The sequence below is a fragment of the Oceanirhabdus seepicola genome (assembly GCF_023684385.1).
In the GTDB taxonomy this organism is placed as follows: domain Bacteria; phylum Bacillota; class Clostridia; order Clostridiales; family Clostridiaceae; genus Oceanirhabdus; species Oceanirhabdus seepicola.
In genome coordinates, this window is record NZ_JAGSOJ010000006.1 from 181,083 (window position 1) to 202,079 (window position 20,997).

At 30.0% G+C, this 20,997-nt stretch carries 21 protein-coding genes and 2 pseudogenes; 20 read left to right on the forward strand and 3 right to left on the reverse strand.

Features of this window, described 5'->3' with window-relative positions:
• Positions 1-177 precede the first annotated feature (177 nt).
• The gene (gene hpt, locus KDK92_RS22645; protein ID WP_250861690.1) at positions 178-708 is read right to left on the reverse strand and encodes a hypoxanthine phosphoribosyltransferase; all 531 of its coding nucleotides are present in this window, start codon (positions 706-708) and stop codon (positions 178-180) included.
• A gap of 240 nt (positions 709-948) precedes the next feature.
• On the opposite strand from hpt, the gene hflX reads away from it, so the two are divergent.
• The 12 genes from hflX to KDK92_RS22705 all read left to right on the forward strand — a co-directional run bounded on the left by hflX (position 949) and on the right by KDK92_RS22705 (position 11,440).
• Positions 949-2,736: a GTPase HflX gene (gene hflX / locus KDK92_RS22650; RefSeq protein ID WP_250861691.1), complete on the forward strand. Its 1,788-nt coding sequence runs from the start codon at positions 949-951 to the stop codon at positions 2,734-2,736.
• A gap of 449 nt (positions 2,737-3,185) precedes the next feature.
• The gene (locus KDK92_RS22655) at positions 3,186-3,872 is read left to right on the forward strand and encodes a hypothetical protein (RefSeq protein ID WP_250861692.1); all 687 of its coding nucleotides are present in this window, start codon (positions 3,186-3,188) and stop codon (positions 3,870-3,872) included.
• 284 nt (positions 3,873-4,156) lie between these two features.
• Positions 4,157-5,050 carry a nucleotidyltransferase domain-containing protein gene (locus KDK92_RS22660; RefSeq protein WP_250861693.1) on the forward strand — a complete coding sequence of 298 codons (894 nt, stop codon included), beginning with the start codon at positions 4,157-4,159 and terminating at the stop codon, positions 5,048-5,050.
• Between the two features lie 25 nt (positions 5,051-5,075).
• Positions 5,076-6,488, forward strand: coding sequence for a MocR-like pyridoxine biosynthesis transcription factor PdxR (gene pdxR / locus KDK92_RS22665; RefSeq protein WP_250861694.1), 1,413 nt, complete (start codon positions 5,076-5,078; stop codon positions 6,486-6,488).
• A 30-nt stretch (positions 6,489-6,518) separates the two neighbouring features.
• Positions 6,519-7,163: a HEAT repeat domain-containing protein gene (locus KDK92_RS22670; protein ID WP_250861695.1), complete on the forward strand. Its 645-nt coding sequence runs from the start codon at positions 6,519-6,521 to the stop codon at positions 7,161-7,163.
• Positions 7,164-7,165: 2 nt separating this feature from the next.
• Positions 7,166-7,807 (forward strand): YigZ family protein, encoded by a 642-nt coding sequence (locus tag KDK92_RS22675; RefSeq protein ID WP_250861696.1) that lies wholly within the window; start codon positions 7,166-7,168, stop codon positions 7,805-7,807.
• A 71-nt stretch (positions 7,808-7,878) separates the two neighbouring features.
• Positions 7,879-8,619, forward strand: a complete 741-nt coding sequence (locus KDK92_RS22680; protein ID WP_250861697.1) for a YebC/PmpR family DNA-binding transcriptional regulator — start codon at positions 7,879-7,881, stop codon at positions 8,617-8,619.
• Between the two features lie 143 nt (positions 8,620-8,762).
• Positions 8,763-9,683 carry a tyrosine-type recombinase/integrase gene (locus KDK92_RS22685; RefSeq protein ID WP_250861698.1) on the forward strand — a complete coding sequence of 307 codons (921 nt, stop codon included), beginning with the start codon at positions 8,763-8,765 and terminating at the stop codon, positions 9,681-9,683.
• A 135-nt stretch (positions 9,684-9,818) separates the two neighbouring features.
• Positions 9,819-10,073, forward strand: a complete 255-nt coding sequence (locus tag KDK92_RS22690) for a hypothetical protein (RefSeq protein WP_250861699.1) — start codon at positions 9,819-9,821, stop codon at positions 10,071-10,073.
• Positions 10,048-10,251: a DUF7669 domain-containing protein gene (locus KDK92_RS22695; RefSeq protein WP_250861700.1), complete on the forward strand. Its 204-nt coding sequence runs from the start codon at positions 10,048-10,050 to the stop codon at positions 10,249-10,251. The genes KDK92_RS22690 and KDK92_RS22695 overlap by 26 nt, the downstream gene beginning before the upstream one ends.
• Before the next feature lie 20 nt (positions 10,252-10,271).
• Positions 10,272-10,544: a hypothetical protein gene (locus KDK92_RS22700; RefSeq protein ID WP_250861701.1), complete on the forward strand. Its 273-nt coding sequence runs from the start codon at positions 10,272-10,274 to the stop codon at positions 10,542-10,544.
• A 416-nt stretch (positions 10,545-10,960) separates the two neighbouring features.
• Positions 10,961-11,440, forward strand: a complete 480-nt coding sequence (locus tag KDK92_RS22705; protein ID WP_250861702.1) for a hypothetical protein — start codon at positions 10,961-10,963, stop codon at positions 11,438-11,440.
• A gap of 400 nt (positions 11,441-11,840) precedes the next feature.
• On the opposite strand, the pseudogene KDK92_RS22710 reads toward KDK92_RS22705, so the two are convergent.
• Both KDK92_RS22710 and KDK92_RS24690 read right to left on the reverse strand, forming a co-directional pair.
• Positions 11,841-12,071, reverse strand: a pseudogene (locus KDK92_RS22710) (transposase); the annotation flags it as partial.
• A 48-nt stretch (positions 12,072-12,119) separates the two neighbouring features.
• Positions 12,120-12,263, reverse strand: a pseudogene (locus KDK92_RS24690) (helix-turn-helix domain-containing protein); the annotation flags it as partial.
• A gap of 211 nt (positions 12,264-12,474) precedes the next feature.
• Here KDK92_RS24690 and KDK92_RS22720 point away from each other — a divergent pair.
• The 8 genes from KDK92_RS22720 to moaA all read left to right on the forward strand — a co-directional run bounded on the left by KDK92_RS22720 (position 12,475) and on the right by moaA (position 20,990).
• Positions 12,475-13,482 (forward strand): phosphotransferase, encoded by a 1,008-nt coding sequence (locus tag KDK92_RS22720; protein ID WP_250861703.1) that lies wholly within the window; start codon positions 12,475-12,477, stop codon positions 13,480-13,482.
• A 193-nt stretch (positions 13,483-13,675) separates the two neighbouring features.
• The gene (locus KDK92_RS22725) at positions 13,676-14,542 is read left to right on the forward strand and encodes an ABC transporter substrate-binding protein (RefSeq protein ID WP_250861704.1); all 867 of its coding nucleotides are present in this window, start codon (positions 13,676-13,678) and stop codon (positions 14,540-14,542) included.
• A 102-nt stretch (positions 14,543-14,644) separates the two neighbouring features.
• Positions 14,645-15,334: an ABC transporter permease gene (locus tag KDK92_RS22730; RefSeq protein WP_250861705.1), complete on the forward strand. Its 690-nt coding sequence runs from the start codon at positions 14,645-14,647 to the stop codon at positions 15,332-15,334.
• A 1-nt stretch (position 15,335) separates the two neighbouring features.
• On the forward strand, positions 15,336-16,055 hold the full coding sequence (locus KDK92_RS22735) for an ABC transporter ATP-binding protein (protein ID WP_250861706.1): 720 nt from the start codon (positions 15,336-15,338) through the stop codon (positions 16,053-16,055).
• A 194-nt stretch (positions 16,056-16,249) separates the two neighbouring features.
• Positions 16,250-16,741 (forward strand): MogA/MoaB family molybdenum cofactor biosynthesis protein, encoded by a 492-nt coding sequence (locus tag KDK92_RS22740; protein ID WP_250861794.1) that lies wholly within the window; start codon positions 16,250-16,252, stop codon positions 16,739-16,741.
• 63 nt (positions 16,742-16,804) lie between these two features.
• Complete coding sequence (locus KDK92_RS22745) at positions 16,805-18,034, forward strand: molybdopterin molybdotransferase MoeA (RefSeq protein ID WP_250861707.1); 1,230 nt, start codon at positions 16,805-16,807, stop codon at positions 18,032-18,034.
• 13 nt (positions 18,035-18,047) lie between these two features.
• Positions 18,048-19,955, forward strand: coding sequence for a molybdopterin biosynthesis protein (locus tag KDK92_RS22750; RefSeq protein WP_250861709.1), 1,908 nt, complete (start codon positions 18,048-18,050; stop codon positions 19,953-19,955).
• A 75-nt stretch (positions 19,956-20,030) separates the two neighbouring features.
• Complete coding sequence (gene moaA / locus KDK92_RS22755) at positions 20,031-20,990, forward strand: GTP 3',8-cyclase MoaA (protein ID WP_250861710.1); 960 nt, start codon at positions 20,031-20,033, stop codon at positions 20,988-20,990.
• Positions 20,991-20,997 lie beyond the last annotated feature (7 nt).

Below are 20,997 nucleotides of genomic sequence, written 5' to 3' on the forward strand. Positions count from 1 at the left end.
GTTTTCCTATATTCATGAATAGAAGCACTTTCAGCCGGTGATGCTTCCTCTCTTAAAACTGGGTATATAGTACTTTGCCCTGTCAACGTTTTACTTTATCAATTATTAATACTACTTAATATTATTTTACTCGTAAATTCAAAAATGTCAACTGAAAAATGATTTTTATTTTAGAATTTATTCCTCAGATTCCCAATTAAAAACATATGGAATGTTTCTGTAGTAATCACCATAATTTAATCCATAACCTACAACAAAAAGGTCAGGAATCTCGAAACAACAAAAATCAGGATTAATATTAGCTACTCTTCTTGAAGGTTTATCAAGTAGAACGCAGCTCTTTACAGATGCAGCACCTAAAGACTTTACGTGATTTGCAACAAACTCCATTGTATTTCCAGTATCAACTATATCATCTACGATTAATACATCGTATCCTTCTATGTTATCAGGAACATCATGTTCTACTTTAACCACACCAGAAGATTCTTCACCGTGACCATAGCTTGATGTAGTCATGAAGCCTATTTTTGTTGGAACATCTATATGACGTACAATATCAGCAGCAAAAATAAAACTTCCTCTCAAAAGTGAAAGAACATATAATTTTTTATCCTTATAATCTTCAGAAATCTGTTTACCAACTACTACTAGTTGTTCATCTATCTGTTCTTTGCTGAATAATATGTTTCGCTTCTTATTCTCCAAGTTTATCCCGCCTTCATATTTTATTTACAAAATTATATTTTAACTATATTTATATCATAAATTTAGTATTGAAACAACCTATTAGGATAAATATTTAAAAATCGTAAGGCAAAAGTAAAGAAAGGTGCATCTTTTATGTTTACAATGAACATTATATATTATAAAATTATAATAATGTCAAGAGCAGATAGGTATTTGAAGATGAATTAAATAAAAATTTATAAGAAATAAGGTGAAGCTATGATATATGGAAATATAGAAGGGGTTAAAAAATCAATAATAAATCAGTTAGAAGAGATATATGATGTTCAGATAGAAAAAGATGTTTTATTCACTGAAGAATTAGCCAATATTATGAATGAATTAACACTTGAGTTAAAGAGAGAAATAAGTGTTGCTATTAGTAGAAGAGGAAAAATCACAGCAGTGTCACTTGGGGATAGTACCACTGTTGAACTTCCAGAGATTGAAGTTTCTGAGAGAAAGCTAAGTGGGGTGAGAATTATCCATACTCATCCAAACGGAAATAGTAAACTTTCAGCATTGGATATAAGCGCACTAACTAAGTTGAAGTTAGATACTATGGTTGCAATTGCTGTTAATGAAGAAATTGATAAGATTAAAGTTAATGTTGGATATTGTGCAATTGAAGATAATAGAATAATATGCGAAGAATACAAAAATGTCCCATTAGAAGAAGCCTTAAAGCACAATCCTCTTCCTAATATTATAGAAATAAATAAGATGTTTGAAGATTTTTCAATTGAAGAGGATAAGACAGAGAGAGCTATCCTTGTTGGAGTAGAGAGTGAAGAGAGTCTTAAGGAATTAGAAGAGCTCGCGAAAGCGTGCAACATTAAGGTTCTTGAGAGTGTTCTTCAAAAGAGAAATAAGATTGACAAAACATTCTATATTGGTAAAGGTAAAGTGACTGAAATAGATTACTTAAGGCAGGCAATGAAGATTGATGTTGTAATTTTTGATGATGAGCTCTCAGGATCACATGTGAGAAATCTAGAAGATAATATTGGATGTAAGGTTATTGACAGAACCACGCTTATACTTGATATATTTGCAAGAAGAGCTAAAACAAAAGATGCCCAACTTCAGGTTGAGCTTGCAATGTTGAAATATAGAATGCCAAGATTGATGGGTTTAGGTACAGTGTTATCTAGAACTGGAGCTGGTATTGGTACGAGAGGGCCTGGAGAGAAAAAACTTGAAACTGATAAAAGACATATAAGAAGTAGAATAGATGATATAAAAAAAGAACTTGATAGAATAAGAAAGAATAGACAAGTGCAGAGAGAAAAAAGAGGAAAGACTAATCTTCCTACTGTTGCACTTGTAGGATACACAAATGCTGGAAAATCTACTTTGAGAAATATGTTATGTGACTATATTCCAGCTAATACAGCAACAAAAGAAAAGGTTTTTGAAGCTAATATGTTATTTGCTACTTTAGAAACTACAGTTAGGGCACTTGTACTTCCAGATAACAGAAAAGTAGTAATGTCTGATACTGTAGGATTTGTAAGAAAACTTCCACATGATCTGGTAGAGGCATTTAAATCTACCCTTGAGGAAACTATTGAAGCGGATTTACTACTTCATGTAGTTGATACAAGTAGCGAAGAGGCTTTAGGACAGATTGAGGCAGTTGAAAATGTGCTTCACGAACTTGGAGTAGAGGATAAGAAAATATTGCTTGTTCTAAATAAAATAGATATGGCTTCAGAGGAGCAAATAGAAAATATAAAAAGAGAAAAAGAAGGGTACAATATTATTGAAATAAGTGCTCTTTCTAAAATAAATATTGATGAACTCCTTGATGCCATTGGAAAAGATATACCAGTAAAGTTGAGATTATGTGAATTCTTGATACCTTATAGCGAGGGAGCTCTTGTTTCTATGGTGCACAGTAGAGGAAATGTAATAGAAGAAGAGTATAAAGGAGAAGGAACATTTGTTAAAGCAGAAGTGGATGATGAATTGTTTAATAGGTGTAGTGAGTATGAGATTAAATAATTAGGAAGTAAATTTAAAATATATTTTTTCACTCTGTTTTCCATCTTCAGAGTGTAGGGTGTTGAAAAAGTCCAAGATTAAGGAACAAGACGAACGCGCAGGGTCATGACCAGAATAATGGTACTTGAGCAGCGTAGAGAGCCTTAGTGATGCCGAGATTGGGATTTTTCAGCGACTGAGGCAGTGGACGTTGTTCACTGCCTTGTTTTATTAATTGACTTACTCATGTATAGAACCTCTTGATTTGATAATTTCTTCACAATATGATAAAATGATAAATTATACTGTATTTCCTCATTCTCCGTATTTATTAGAAAATAAATAATATAAAATTACAAAGAAAAGATTTTATTTCAAAGTAATAAATTGGCTAAAAATCTTATATAATTTATTGAGAAAGCATATAAAAATTGGAATTCTATTTATATTAATTTGATTGGATGATATAGATGGCGAAAGACAAGAATAAAAATAATAGAGATGACAATAAAAAAGACAAAAAGAGGCATGATAGCTCTTCACAGGATACGAATATTAATGGCCAAAGTAACGGAGAAGAAAAGAATAAGGATAATGGGGATAAAAATGAAAGTATTAAAGATGAACAAAAGGCACCTGAAAAGGAAAAGAAGCTTTCAATAGAAGAAGAAATAAAGAAGAAGAAAGAAGAAGAATTAAAGAAGAAAATTGAATTGGCAAATCAATTTGATCAATTTAAAAATGGTATTTATAAGCAAACGGGTCTTGATCAAGTAGGATTTTTAGATGCTTTGCAAGAAGCTGAAAGTGAGGCAACAATAAAACCAGAGGCCACTTTGAGTAGAGTGAGAGTTTTTCTACAGGAGATTAATCAGATAAGAGTTGAACTTGCTAAACTTGATACAAATTTAGCTGGCGCAGTGTTTTATGAAAATGAAGTTTTTCCATTATTAAATTCATTATTCTTTTTAGCTGGATTAGCTGGGGATTTATCTATTGTCTCCAGAAGTTTAATTCAAGTTTCATTGGCTAAAAATTCAAAAATTGAAGACGCAATAGATCTTACATATAGAGTTGTTAGACTTTCGGACAGAGTATTTGATTTATTGCAGCTAAAAATGTATAAATTAGTAAAAATACTGAGAGTAAATGAATAATAAATTTACGTAATTGTTGATAGAGTTAATTTATTTTATTTTCACTCTGTTCTCTATCTTCAGAGTTTCAGACGTTGAAAAAGCCCAAGGTCAAGGAACAAGGCGATTGAGCAGCAGAGTGTACAAATAGTACTCCATTAGCGAAAAGAGCCTTAGTGATACCGAAATTGGGCTTTTTTAACAGTGTGAAATTGATAATGCCAAGTAATTACTTGGCATTATCAATTTGAAAAACATATGGATTAAAATATTGAATACTTAATGTTAATAAAGGGGAGTTAAAAATGTATAAAAATATTAGGAATTATCAGAAAGCCTACAACAAAGTAATTGAAAAATTACAAAAAAATGAGAATATTCTCGCTGTAATGGTATTTGGATCGATGGTAACTGGGGATCTATGGGAAGAGTCAGATATAGATTATTTTGCTATTACAAATAGTAAAAAGAATGTAATTGAAGATATTCATAGTAAAGAACAAGGAATTGATATACATGTTAGATTTATGAGTAAAAAGAAATTCTTCGATCTTTATGAAAAAAAGCTTGAAGGGGTGTTTATACATAGACTTATGTGTACTTCTAAATTAGTTTTTTCAAAGGACACAGAGATAACTGGAAAGTATGATTTATGTAGATTTATTCCTCTTGAGTATAGAGGAATGTGGAATATGGTCTTTATTGGAAGACTTATAAAAAACTTAAAGGAGTGCAGAAAGTATCTTAAGAAAGATAATATTAGTACTAGCTTTACAATAATGGTGAAGTGTATAGAAGAATATTCAAAATTATATTTAAGTATGAATGAGTACAGTATAAGTAAAAACGCAGTTACAATAGCAACAAATCTTAATGACACACTTTATAAACTAGTGAAGGATTTATATGTTTTAGAGGAAGACAAAAAGGAAATTTTAAAAACACTTATAGAATATTTAAATAGTGAGATTACAAAAAATCTTAGAGATGTTTGTTATACTTTAGTTAAATTTTTAAAAGAGTATAAGATGCCAATAAATTCATATGAACTTTCTAATAAGGAACCGTTTTGTGAATATAATATGAATCTTCCAGAAATATTGGATAAGCTTAGCGAATTACAAATTATTAAGCAGACAGAAAGGGATTATGAAGTTGACGGAATTACAGTGTTTAAAGAGAAAGTATACTGTATATGAGGCATATTCCGAGGAGAGAAGAACTATGGAAAAATTCGAAATTGAATTTTTAGGTGATGTACCAAAGTATATACAAATAAGTAACAACATCAAAGAACTTATAGTTGAGGGGAAGATTGAGCAAGATGAAAAACTTCCCCCCATAAGAAAGTTAGCTGCATTTTTAAGTGTGAATAAGGACACTATAATTCGGGCTTATGATAAGCTTGAAAGCGAAGGGGCCGCTTATCAGAAAATGGGTAGTGGTACTTATGCTAAAAGACGAGATGAAGGTCTTATCTATAAAAGAGAATATTCTAAAATACTTAAGAGGATTTCGGAAAAAGAATTTAAGGGATATATTGATTTCAGTGGAGAAAATGTAAATATTCAATATTTTCCTGTTAAAGTATTTAAGAGCATAATAAATGAAGTGATTGATAGAGATGATATTGGAGTTTTCGTGGAAAAAGAGAGTAGTGGGTTTAAAGGGTTAAGAGAATGTATAAATCAGAGGTTCTGGGACAGTAATATGAATATAAAAAAACTTTTGATTGTCTCAGGAGCGCAACAAGGAATAGACATCATCTCAAAGGCAATAATTAATATAAATGATAATGTAATTGTAGAGAGACCAACATATGGTGGTGCCATATCAGTTTTTAAATATAGACGAGCGAATATATTTGAAATTTCAATTGAGCAAGATGGAATGAATCTAGATGAACTAGAAGAAATTTTAAAAAAGAATAAGATTAAAGCAGTGTATACAATGAGCTATTTTCAAAATCCTACTGGAATAAGTATGAGTATGGTAAAGAAGAAAAGACTTATTCAACTTGCTAATCAATATAATTTCTACATTATAGAAGACGATTATTTATCTGAATTAATTTACGATGAAGATGTTGAGTACCATAGTTTGAAATCAATGGATATACATGATAAGGTTATATATATAAAAAGTTTCTCAAAGTTATTCTTACCAGGTATAAGATTAGGATATGTAATTGGAACAGATAAAACCACAGATGCAATTATAAAATCTAAGATAAATACAGATATAGCAACTTCAAGTCTAATGCAGAGAGCACTTGATTTATATATACGAAAAGGATATTGGGAAGACCAAATTAGTTCTATGAGAAGTGAATATTCTTATAAATATAAAGAATTATTAAAAATAATAACTGAAGAATTAGGAGATTATGTTGATATAATAATTCCTAAAGGTGGTATGTCTTTTTTTATTAGTCTTAATAAGGATTTAATTGACGACAAAGAATTATTTAATAGGTGTCTTAGAAGGAAGGTAATTATTACTCCAGGTAGGATTTTCTTTAAAAGAATAAAAAAAGATGAAAATTATTTTAGAATAAGTTTTGGTAATGAATCGATAGAAGAGATGAGAACTGGTATTAGGATAATTAGAGAAGAGATTGAAAAAGGGAAGAAATAGGGCTAGGGGAAGATAAATCGAGGTGAGCTTATGGAGAAAAACCTATGGGAGAATTTTGATAAGTTAAGTGATGAGGAAATAACTTTCCAATTATATAATGAGGGAAAGAGTGTAGATCTTATCTCTAGAATAAGAAATATGGAAAAGAGTTTGGTTCAAAAACAACTTATAGATTTTAAAATGAAAAATCGTTATATAGCAAGAATTAAATCTTCAGAAGATATATTTAAAATATTTGCAAATGCAAATAAAAGGGATAAGCTCAATGTATTGAGCAGTCTTGATGACACAAATAAAGCAGACTTGATTAAATACATAAAAGGGAATTATACATCTTTGAATTATACTGATAAAACAACTGCTGCCTGGATAATTGGGGAGCTTTCGGCTTTTGAATGTAGAGATGTCCTTTTGAAAGCATCTGTGCATAAAGCAATATCAGTGAGAAGAATGGCAATATCCGCTATGGGGAAACTGGAAGATATATCAATGAAAAGTGCACTTATAAGAGCGTTAAATGATGAAAATGATCAGGTAGTACTTTATGCAATCAATGCTCTAAAGAAACTAAAATGTAGTGAAGCAAAAGAAAAAGTGGTATTATTAAAAGGGAAGAGAAAAGATTACATAGATAGAGCTATTGATGGTTTTATTGAGGAAGTAGGAGTTGAATAAAAATGAGTTACTTGACTATTGAAAATAGAGCTAGTGATGAGTTCGAAGAGAAAAAATCCGTGTTTATTGGTCATATAAAAAGAACTGAGACAGAAGAAGAGGCAAAAGAGTTTGTTAATGAGATTAAGAAGCAATATAAGGATGCACGTCACAATGTATATGCCTATGTGATTGGAGAAAATGCTGGAATTCAGAGATACAGTGATGATGGTGAACCAAAAGGAACAGGTGGAATACCTGTACTTGAAGTTATTAAGAAGAATGAACTTAGAAATGTTACAATTGTAGTAACAAGATATTTTGGTGGGATATTATTAGGGGCAGGTGGGCTCACTAGAGCGTACTCAAAAGGTGCTTCTGTTAGTATTAAAGCTGGGGGAATTGTGGAGAAGGTTATAGGAGTCCCTATTAAGATAGAGCTTCCATATGATCTTCTTGGAAAGGTTCAGTATATTTGTGCAAGTAACAACTGGCACATTGAAGATACTCAGTATACTGACCAAGTAGAATTACAAATGTATTGTGAAAAAGAAAAGCTTGAAATGATAATGAAAACTCTAATAAATGAGACTGCTGCAAAGGTATCAATTTCTGAAGGAGATGAAGGGTTTTTCTTTAAGAAAGGTGATAGGTTAATAAAGTAGTAAATTGAATTGACAAATATTATCTGATATAATGTTTAGAGTTAAGGTTTAATGAGAGGAGAGAATAAATAATGGCTGGACATTCAAAATGGAAAAATATAGCTGCAAGAAAAGGTAAAGTTGATGCTAAGAGAGGTAAGGTATTTACTAAAATAGGTAAAGAGTTAGCTGTAGCAGTTAAAGCAGGAGGCGCTAATCCTGAAGCAAATGCTAAATTAAGAGATACAATTGCAAAGGCTAAATCAAATAATATGCCAAAAGATTCAATAGAAAAAGCTATTAAGAAGGCTGCAGGGGATGCTAACGCTGTAAGTTTTGATGAGATTATATATGAGGGATATGGACCAAATGGAATCGCAGTTCTTGTTGAGGTTCTGACTGATAATAAGAATAGAAGTGCTTCTAGTGTAAGACATGCGTACTCTAAGCATGGAGGAAACATGGGAGCTGCAGGATGTGTATCTTTTATGTTCCAGAAAAAAGGTCAAATCGTTATCGAAAAGAAAGATGGAATGGATGAAGATGAATTAATGATGTTAGCATTAGATGCAGGAGCAGAAGATTTATCAGTGGAGGAAGAGGTTTTTGTAATAACAACAGAACCAAGTGAGTTTGGTACTGTAAGAGAAAAGCTTGAGGAGAATGGTATAGAATATCTTGAAGCTGAAATTACATATATTCCAGATACATACACTGCAATTGATGAAGATACAGCAACAAAATTCCAAAAGATGTTAGATCAATTTGAGGATGATGATGACGTTCAGAACGTTTACCATAATGCTGAGTTTCCTGAGGGATGGGAAGAGTAGTCTGTAAACCCTTATGAACTACGCTTTTGAGAATTTAAGTTAATACTAAACGTGATGAAATTCGTTTTTTAACCAATTCACGATGACATATAACACTTTCAAATGTATGTATATTATCAATACATTTTGGAGGTGTTTTTTGTATGGAATTAAATGATATTTTAACAGAATTTCTGTATGAATGCGAGGTGAGAAATTACTCTATAAGAACAATAAAAACTTATAGAAATAACAATGCATTATTTCATACTTATTTATCAAAAGAGTTTAATGTTTTAGAAGTGGAAGAAATAAAAACTATACACATTAAGAAGTATTTTAAATATTTAATTGAAAAAGGATTAAAACCTAGCTATGTTAATGGTATATTGAAAAATATTAGAGCATACTTTAGATTCTGTGAAGAAGAGGAATATATCGAAAAGAATCCAGTATCTAAAGTTAAATGGCAAAAAGAAGGAAAAACTATCATTAATACATTCAATCAAGAAGAGATAATTAATATGTTAAATGCATTTAAATTTAAGACATATCTAGAAGCTAGAAACAAGATGATGATAGCATTTTTGATAGATACGGGAGCAAGAAACAATGAACTATGTACTTTGTTGAATGAAGATGTTAAAGAAAGAATAATAGTGTTGAGAGGTAAGGGCAATAAACAAAGGCATGTGAGTATTAGTCCTTTATTAAAAAAATATATGATTAGATACGAACGAATCAAAGTATTTTATTTTAAAGATAGAATCATCAAGATTAATAACTACTTTTTATCAAACACAGGTAAAGCTTTAACACCAGAAACAGTAGAGAGAACTGTGAAAAAAGCAGGGAAAATAGCTGGAGTTAGAACAGAAATAAGATGTTCTCCACATACCATAAGACATTGGTACGCACAAGAACAGCTTAAAAATGGGTTAGACGTATATTCGTTATCTGGGCTGTTGGGTCATGAAAATATAACAATTACAAAAAGATATTTACAGGGTATTAGAGATGAAGATATTATAGATTTATCTGTAAAGACAAGTCCTCTGATGAATATAAAGAAGACAACAAAATAATATATATTATAAAACACCTATAGCTTTAATATAGGTGTTTTTAGTGTGTATAATAGAATTGTATAAAAATGTAATAATATGGTATAATATAGATGATGGTTTGCGAACATATGCCAAGGAGGTTTAAATAAAAAATTGATAGTAGATTTTGAGTATGAAATCAATGATGAAGCATACTGTATACTTATTAAAAACAGCAATAATATTGCATACGTAAACAAAGGAAAAATAGAAGGATTTGAAGTATCACTTATCAATATGAAACCAGTTAAAAAGGTGAAATTTAATAAATACTTTAAGCCTATACCTTTACACAATATATTTAGAACAATAGAAGAAGCAGAGGATAGGGCAGATGAATTGAATGGCAATAATAACAGAAAAAAATAAAAATGAATTTACTATTGATGAAGTATTAGATTACATGCAGGAAAATAAAACTAGATATAAAGAGACTACAATTAGAACACATATAGCATTCAAGTGTTGTAAAAATTCACTAGATAATCATGGGACAACTTATGAAGATTTTGAGAGGGTAGGTAGAGGGTTGTATAAGTTGTTATAGATTAAAAGAGGTAAAAATAAATGAAATATGAATTAATAAATATTTTAAATGATAATGAGAATATTGAACTAAAGAAATTAGCTGATAATATAGCTCAACAACTAGAGAAAGAGGGAATAGAAGAACTTCAAATAACTATAAATGAAAGACTATGGCAACCTACTAACTGTGAAGAAATAACGTTCGATTTTGTACTAAATAAAAGACATAAAATGGGGTTATTGTACGATGATATGATACTGGAGGATGTAAAAGTACTTGTGGATACACTTATTCATCATATGGGCAATTAAAAGTCTAGAATAGAATATTTGAATTTAATAATTTAAAAGATATAATTCCTAAGGTTATGTTAAATGCATAGCCTTTTTTATTGTCCGTAATGGACAACAATTTTGTATAATAACTTGTTTATACAAATATACATATTATGACCTCTAACCCTAAGTATATAGCCAATCTTGAAAGGCAATAAATAAGGAATGGAGCGATAGCGGAATGGAATGGGAGAATCTGAGAAGGGCGAATAAGTTGACAACAATGTAGCTTGTTTAATCTAAGTAAATATGATATATTACAAATAATGTTAAAAAGGTCGATTTTATTTGGAAAATAATAGCAAGAAAAAGGCTAGATACGACGAAAAATTCACAATAAATCTTGTATAATATAGCTTGTACACAAATAAAAAATAAAAGGGGCGTTTTACATGAAAAAAACAAAAGTATTAACAACTGCATTAGCATCATTATTATTAGTAACAAATTTATCTACTACAGCATTAGCGCTTTCAGATAATAATAGAACATTAGCACCCAAAAATCCGATAAATAGATCAGTAACTAAACCTATTGATGGTTCTTATTATGAAGTGGACAGAAAATATCATACTTTTCATAATAAGAGTGATAAAGCTATTATGAGTGCAGTAGAACAATTAGGTATTTGGTTCCTTCCTGGAAAATATCTAAAAGGAGCTAAAAAAGTAATTACAACAGGATTCGGATTATATGCAGCAGATAGAATGGAAATAATCGAGAGTATACCAGACGTCGTTTATCTTGAATCTATTAAGTATGAAGGTAGGGGGGCTGATGGTAATCAGTATGTATCAATTTACATGAATTATTATTCTGATAGCAATTTTGAAAATATAATAAGTAGTGACTGGTATACAGTAAGAAAATAAATTTTAATTATATGTGTTTTATCACAATATAAAACTAAATATATTGTGATGAAATATGTTATAATAAATTAATATTCACAATACTGTTAAGGGGACACAAATGGAATTTTTAATAAAAATTAGTTTATTTATAATTATGTTTATTTGGTATTTATGGTGTGTTAACCAAGAAAAAAAAGAATCTTTAAAAGTAAATATACTACTACTAATAATATTTACTTCAATGATTATATACTTTTTAATTGGTTCATCAAGCTTTAATTATACTATAACTGTAATTGTCATGATTTTATTCTGTATAGTAAAAACTATCCCAATTATAAAAAAGAGACAAAATAAACAAAAGAAGACTAGGTGAATTTTGTACTGAACCCCAAAAGTTGGACATAAGTATATATAATTAAGCAGCAATGGAATGATTTCTGTATTGTACAGGGGTCATTCCTTTTAATTTACTCGAAATCCTTTCGGTATTATAGTATTGAATATATTCATCGAGGCCTCTAATAAAGTCATCAATAGTATCAAACGATTCTAAATAATAAAATTCAGACTTTAAATGACTAAAGAAGTTTTCAGCTAATGAATTATCTAAACAATTCCCTTTTCTAGACATGCTTTGTATAATATTTAACTTTTCTTCAACAGTATATTTTTTAACGGTTTTTCTTTTAAAACCTTCTATCCCATAAGTATCATATAAATGTTCCCATTTGTAAATTGCGGTGTTTGATATATTATATTTCTTTACCGTTTCAGCCTTACCGTTTTCTTTAAAGTATTTAACTACTTCTAATTTAAATTCCATTGTATATTTTGCCATAATAAAAGCACCCCTTTGTAATATTGTAACATTTTTTTGTCAATGTCCAATAAACGGGGTGCAGTGCATACTTATATTAGTACGAAAGTGTTTTTTTATTTTGTATAAATTAAAAATATAATTGAAGAGTTTACATTTGTATTAGTAAAATTATCTTAATTTAGTATAATATTTATAAGCGATTAAATATTATACAAAGGAGTAATAATAAATGTTTAAAAATAAAGAAATAATAGATATTTGTCATGAATTTGGTGTTATATGTAATCATATAAGTGATGTTATAGATACTTCACATAATGAAGAGGATAGAAGGTATAATTATAAGATTAATCATAAGTATTTTTTGAAGATAAATAGTTCAAAAGTAATTTCAGAAAGGTTTTTGAATGATATTGTTAAGCTTGTCAAAAGGTATAGAACCATTGGTACTTATTGTCCTGGTTTAATTAGAAGTAAATATGGTATGTTATCTTATGAATATAGGAAAGATGATACACAATACACTTGTTACATAGAAGAATGTGCTTTATATAGTTTTTATGAAGCAGGTGAACAAGTAGATTATGAATTTAAAAAGACTGTTGTAAAACACCTTGGCAAGTTTGCTACCCAATTTACTGATGTAGATTTATCCCGTACGAGGTCCATGTGGTCTTTAATAGAACTAGGTCCTTTTGATACAGATAGAGATGAAAAGCAGGAAAATCTAGATATGCTTATTAATACACTACAAGGAGAGGGATATGATGAAGTAGCAGAAAAGTTAGTAGTATTAAATAAGGCATCTAGAAGTAGAATAGAGAGAAAACTTAGTAGATTGCCAAGGTGTGTATATCAGGGAGATTTGAATAATAGTAATATTTTAGTTGATGATAGAGGGGAATTTAAAGGAATTATTGACTTTAATATGTTTGGCACAGAAGTTAATATCAACTGCTTTCTTAATGAAGCAATGTATTACTTAACAATTGAAGATTTTAAAACGCTTACAGCAAAAGAAATATTTAATAAAATGGAAAAAGTTCAAGATAGCTTGATGATTGAAATACTAGAGAAATATACACTAAATAGCATAGAGCTTGAAGTTTTACACGATTATAAAAGAGTTATTTATATGTCTTTCTATCCAAATGTGATGTTATGGATTAATTTGATATCTAAACGTAAAATGGAAGGAAAGGTTATAGAGCTAATAAATATAATTTTGACGATGTAGAATTAATGTAAGATCAATACTAAGAACGAAATTACTTTTAGAGGTTTCTTTTTGTTTCTGGAGAAACATTAGCAATGAACATTAAAATTTAGAACGTTAAAGTTGAAAAGGTATTTTTATTGTGATATAATCCCAATAAAATATAATAATAGCACTTATAATGAATGTGTTATGTAAAATAAGGGGAGAAATGATGAGTAAAAAAAGTGTTTTTTTAAAAGTAGGACTAGTAATGATGTTAGTAGCATCAATGTTTTCAGGATGTGCTAATAAAGATGAAGAATCACAATTAAATAAAGATCAAAAGTCAGGAAGTATAATATTATCTACAACTACAAGTACAGAAAATAGTGGATTATTAGATGCTATACTACCAGATTTTACAGAAAAGACTGGAATAGATGTAAAAGTTGTAGCTGTTGGTACAGGAAAGGCTTTAACAATGGGAAGAGATGGTGAAGCAGATGTTTTGTTAGTTCATGCCAAATCTTCTGAAGAAGAGTTTGTTACTGAGGGACATGGAATTGAAAGATTTGATGTTATGTACAATGATTTTGTACTAGTTGGTTCAAAGGATGATAAAGCGAACTTAAAAGAGCTTTCTCCTGATGATATAGTTAAAGCATTAAGTATTATAAAAGAGGACAAGCATAAGTTTATAACTAGAGGAGATGATTCTGGAACTCATAAAAAAGAATTATCTTTTTGGAAAAGTAATAATATAACTCCAGAAGGAGATTGGTATGTATCAACTGGGCAAGGAATGGGCGCAACTCTTAATGTTGCAAATGAGCAATTAGGGTATACATTAACAGATAGAGCAACATATTTATCTATGAAAGAGAATTTAGATTTAGAAATAATCGTAGAGGGTGATGAAAATCTATTCAACCAATATGGTGTTATACAAGTAAATCCTGATAAAAATGAAAAAATAAATGCAGATAGTGCTAAGCAGTTTATTGATTGGATTTTAAGTGAGGAAACTCAAAAGCTTATTGGTGAGTTTGGAGTTGAGAAATTCGGTCAAAATTTATTTAATCCTAATGCAAAAAAATAAATTTGAGAAAGAATATTTGAATATTACTGCTGGGCACATAGTGTTTAGCAGTAATAAATTTATATTCTTTAAAAACAAAGGAGTAAGGGGAGCGGATATAAATTGGAATATATTATAACAGGAATAAAAGAAGCTTTTGATTTGCTGCTGTCTTTTGATGGAGAGACCTATAAAATAATTTTTTTATCAATTTATGTTTCCTTCTTTTCAACAATAATATCTTCTTTGATTGCTGTACCAATTGGACTTGTTTTTGCAACTAAAGAATTTAGATTGAAAAAATTATGGACTAGGATACTATATACTTTAATGGGTATTCCTCCTGTTGTAGTTGGACTTATAGTGTCACTCTTTCTATCTAGAAGAGGTCCATTGGGAGAGTTACAACTCATGTTTACTCCAACTGCTATGATTATTGCACAGTCAATTTTGGTTATCCCTATTATTACAGGAATAATATTTAATAATTTTAAAGAGAAGGCTGGAGAAATAATAAATGTTTCAAAAACATTAGGAGCTGGCAAATTTTATACATTCATATTATTAATTAATGAAATGAGAGTATATGTATTAATTGCATTAGTTACAGGGTTTGGAAGAGCGATTTCAGAAGTTGGTGCAGTTATGATAGTAGGAGGAAACATTAAAGGTCATACAAGAGTTATGACATCTTTTATTGCAATGAATAATAGTATGGGGAATTACTCTCAATCTATTGCAATGGGATTTGTTTTACTAACATTATCATTTGTAACAAATTCTATGCTATACATGTTTGGTATGGAGGACTGATATGGACATCAAAGTAAGTAATTTAAAAAAACAGTATGGGAATAAAATTATTTTAGATATTGAAAAATTAGAGTTAAAATCAGGAAAAATTTATGGAATAATTGGACCTAATGGAGCAGGGAAAAGTACATTACTTAAAATTATAAGTGGTTTAGAAGAACCTACTGAAGGTGAGATTACTATAAATGGAGAAAAATTAGATAATATTAAAATGAAGCATATCACTTATTCAAATCAAAAACCTTATCTTTATAGGACCACTGTTTTTAATAATGTGTCCTATCCGCTAAAGTTCAGAAAAATTAATAAAGAGAATATTAATTCAACTGTAAATGACATTTTACGTGAATTTAAGATAGAGCATATTAAAGAACAGCAAGCTGTAAGATTATCAGGAGGAGAAACACAAAAAGTAGCATTAGCTAGAGCACTGGTATTTAACCCTAGATGTATACTTTTAGATGAACCTACAGCTAATATTGATCCAGATTATATAGATCTTATAGAGAAAGCTGTTATAAAAAGAAATAAGAAAAATCACTGCACAATTCTAATAATTACTCATAATATCAGTCAAGCAAGAAGAATTTGTGATGAAATCATATTTTTAGATAAGGGCAAAGTAATAGAATTTGGAGATATGAAAGATATATTTACAAATTCAACAAATAACATCACTAGGAAATTCTTAGATGCAGAGTATTGTGTTTTTAATAAATAGTAGAAAATCAGTAGAAATAATAAATCCACGTCTAAAACGTGTATTTTTTTGTAATTTATGTGTATCATTATGGAACGAAAATAATAAAAATGTGTAATGGATTAATAATATGGCAAATGAATATAAAAAATGTGATATAATTATAAGAAAAGCGTGTTGTTTTAGAACAATTGGAAAATAAAGGTGGTATGGATATGATAAAGGCTGCAATTTTAACTATTAGTGACAAAGGAGCAAAAGGGGAAAGGATCGATGGAACAGGTCCAGCTGTTAGAAAAATACTAGAGGACAATGATTATAAGGTTGAATATTACAAAATAATTCCTGATGAAATAGATGAGATTGAAAAGGAACTTAAATATTTAAGTGATGAACTAAAAATAGAATTAGTTTTAACAAATGGAGGGACAGGCTTTTCGGAAAGAGATGTAACTCCAGAAGCAACTAGAAATGTTATTGAAAAGTACGTGCCAGGTATTGGTGAAGTAATGAGATTAAAATCCTTAGAAATAACTACTAAAGCAATGCTTTCAAGAGCAATTTCAGGAATAAGAAAGAAAACACTAATTGTTAATTTACCAGGAAGTCCTAAGGGAGCTACAGAAAACCTAAGCTTTATTATCCCAGCACTTAAGCACGGGATTGAAATAATGATTGGAAAAGCATCAGAGTGTGCTAGAAAGTAATATAAGGCGTATGAAAATATGCCTAAAGCAATTGTAATCAAGCTAGTTAGGAGATGAAAAACAATGGATCTGTTTAAAGTGATATCAGTGGATGAAGTTAAAAAAATGCTAAATGAAGCCTTTGAAAAAACAGTTGAATGTGAAGAAGTAGATATAAAAAAAGCTATAGGAAGGATTATATCTAAAGATATAGTGTCTTCAATTAATCTTCCTTCTTTTAGGAGATCTACAGTAGATGGATATGCTGTAACTTCACGAGATACAGCAGGTGCTAGTGAATCTATACCTGCCATAATGACATTAAAAGGTGAGGTTATTATGGGAAAGGCGCCATTATGTAATCTCGCTTTACCAGGTGAATGCGTCTACGTGCCAACAGGTGGAATGCTTCCAGAAGGAAGTGATGCAGTAGTTATGATCGAATATACAGACAAACTTGATGAAGAAACAATTCTAATAAATAGTCCAGTAGCCTATGGAGATAATGTTGTACAAATAGGTGAAGATATAAAAAATGAAGAGAAAGTGTTGCAAAAAGGAACAAAGTTAAGACCTTATGAAATTGGGATGCTTTCTAGTTTGGGAATAGGTAATGTTCAGGTTTATAAAAAACCTAAGATAGCAATAATTTCCACAGGGGATGAGATTGTGGGATGTGATGAAAAGCCTAAACTTGGACAAGTAAGAGATATAAATTCATATATTCTATCCTCTGCTGTACTTGAAGATGGTGGAGAACCTATCAATTATGGTGTAATAAAGGATAGTTTTGAAGATTTGAAAAACACAGTAGATGATGCACTGGATAAATGTGATATTGTTCTTATTTCTGGTGGAAGTTCAGTAGGCAAAAAGGACCAGACTTTAAAAGTAATAAATGCACTAGAAGAATCAGAAGTATTAGTACATGGAATATCAATTAAACCAGGTAAACCAACGATTATAGCAAAAACTGGTGATAAGGTAGTTTTTGGACTTCCAGGTCATCCCCTATCTTGTACAGTGGTGTATAAAGTAATTGTTAATCATTATATAAATAAGATTACTAATTATAAATATGAAGATTATCCTGTATTATGTAAATTTCCAATTAATTATCACAGTGCTAAAGGAAGAGAAGAATATCTTCCAGTTATCTTGGAAAGTACTGAAAATGGAGAAATTATAGCTAATCCCGTCTTTAGTAAATCAGGGTTGATTACTGGTTTTACGAAAGCATGGGGTTACGTGAAAATCAATAAAAATGATGAAGGAATTAAAGAAGGACAAACAGTATACGCATATAAGTTTTAATGGAGGTGCAAAAATGGCTCAAAAAGTTTATTTATCAAATTATGAATTAGAAGATGCAATAAAAATGTATTTTAATAAACTAACTAACTTAAGAAAAGAAAAAGAGATGGTTAATACTTGGGATGCTAATGGAAGAGTTACATCAGAAGCAATATATTCTCTAATGTCATCTCCCTTTTATAATTCATCCGCTATGGATGGCATTGCAGTTAAAAGTTCCGCCACAATAGGCGCAACAGATAGAAACCAAATAGTTCTTGAAGAAGGTAAAGAATACATAGTAGTAGATACTGGTGATCCTATTCCAAAGGAATTTGATAGTGTAATCATGATTGAGGATTTGATAAGAGTAGACGATAATAAAGTGAAAATTTATAAGAGTGCAGTCCCATGGCAGCATATAAGAGCACTTGGTGAGGATATAGTTGAAAATCAACTTATAATTCCTTCAAATCATAAAATTAGACCTGTTGATTTAGGTGCTATGATTGCTGGGGGAGTAAATAAAGTAGAAGTCTATAAAAGGCCAAGAGTTGGAATTATTCCTACAGGAACTGAAATTGTTGAGCCAGGAACAGAACTTAAAGTGGGGGATATTATAGAATTCAATACGAGAACATTTAGCGCTCAGGTTGAAAATTGGGGTGGTAAACCTAATAGATATAATATTGTGGATGATGTTTATGAAGATATTAAAAAATCAGTAAAGACAGCAGCGGAAGAGAATGATGTTGTTCTGATTAATGCGGGTTCATCTGCAGGTCGTGAAGATTATACAGCTAAGGTAATTGAGGAATTGGGAGAAGTTGTACTTCATGGGGTTGCTATAAAACCTGGTAAGCCTGTTATTCTAGGAATTGTAGATAATAAACCTGTGATAGGAATTCCAGGTTATCCCGTATCTGCTTACTTTATTATGGAGCTTATAGTAAAGAAGCTTATAGAGAGTTATCAAGGAATAGAAAGTAAAGCTTTAAAAGAAGTAAAAGCCACGTTATCTAGAAGAGTAATGTCTTCACTTAAACATTTAGAATTTGTAAGAATGAAACTAGGGTATGTTGGAAATAAACTTATAGCAACACCACTAACTAGAGGGGCAGGAGCTACTATGTCATTAGTTCGTGCAGATGGAATACTTGAAATTCCTCAAAGTAGTGAAGGGATTGAAGCGGGAGAAGAAATAAAGGTTAAACTTTTAAAAGAAGAAGAAGATATAAAAAATACAATCGTATGTATAGGTAGTCATGATCCAATTATAGATATTATTTCAGATTTTATTCATATGAGAAATAAAGAGTACTATTTATCTTCTGCACATGTTGGAAGTATGGGTGGAATTATGGCTCTCAAAAAGGAAGAAACGCATATTGCACCAATACATCTTTTGGATATGGAATCAGGAGAATATAATACTTCCTATGTTAAAAAGTATTTGCCAGATAAAAATATTTACTTAATTAAAGGAGTAAAAAGATTACAAGGATTAATAGTGAAAAAAGGAAACCCACTAAATATTAAAGGTTTTAAGGATATTGCAGATGGTAATAAGAAATTCGTAAATAGACAAAGAGGATCTGGAACAAGATTATTGCTTGATTATAATCTTAAAAAACTTGGAATTAATCCTAATGAAATATTAGGTTATGAAAGAGAAGAATTTACTCATCTATCAGTCGCTGCAGCAGTAGCTGCGGGAGATGTTGATTGTGGACTTGGTGTTTATTCAGCTGCTGAAATGATGGATCTTGATTTTATCCCACTATGTAAGGAAGAGTACGATGTAGCTGTGCCTGAAGAGTATCTTGAAATGGATATAATTAAGGAATTTATTAAAGTAATTAAAAGTGAAGAATTTAGTAAAGAGTTGGACAGGCTAGGTGGATATGAATATTCCAGTATTGGTGAGATTGTCAAAATATAATGATTAGGTATATGAAAATAAATAACTAGTATACTGACCAGTTATTTATTTGAATATGCCTTAAGGAGATAAAATATGATAGATAAGAAAGGTAGAAAAATAAATTATCTAAGGGTTTCTTTGACTGATAGATGTAACCTAAGGTGTGTTTACTGTATGCCAGAAGAAGGAATAATTAAAAAAACACATGATGATATATTTCGTTTTCAAGATATATTGAAGGTAATAAAAGCGGCTTCTGTTCTTGGTGTGAATAAGGTTAGATTTACAGGGGGAGAACCTCTAATTGTAAAAGGAATTGATAAACTAATATATGAAACTTCAAAAATTCAAGGAATTAATGATATATCATTATCAACTAATGGAATACTTCTTAGTGATACAGTTCAGGAGTTGAAAAAAGCAGGACTGAATAGAGTTAATATAAGTCTTGATACTTTAGATAGAGAAAAATATAAAGAAATAACTAGAGGTGGAGATTTAAATAAAGTAATGGATGCAATTGATAAATGTCTTACTTTAGGAGTTAAACCTGTAAAAATAAATGCTGTACTTATGAAAGGATTTAATGATGATGAAATAGAAAGTTTTATAAATTTAACTAAGGATAGTCCTATTCATGTTAGATTTATAGAACTTATGCCTATTGGTGAAGGAGTAAAATTCTTTAATGATTCTTTTATGTCATCAAAAGAGGTAATAAAAAGATATCCTCAACTGATTCCAGTAGAAAGAGAGGAATTTAGTACAGCTGAGTTATATAAGCTTCAAGGTGGTATTGGGAAAGTTGGATTTATAAATCCATTAAGTTGTAAATTCTGCAGTGAGTGTAACAGAATAAGACTTACATCAGAAGGTGGAATAAAACCATGTTTACATTCTGAACAGGAATATAATATTAAAAAGTATGTTAATAATGAAGCTTTATTGATAAAAGAACTTGAAAATATTATGTACAATAAACCTTTAGAGCATCATCTTGGAGAGGGAAAATTAAGCGGTAGTAAAAAAATGATGTTTCAAATAGGAGGATAAGTAGAAA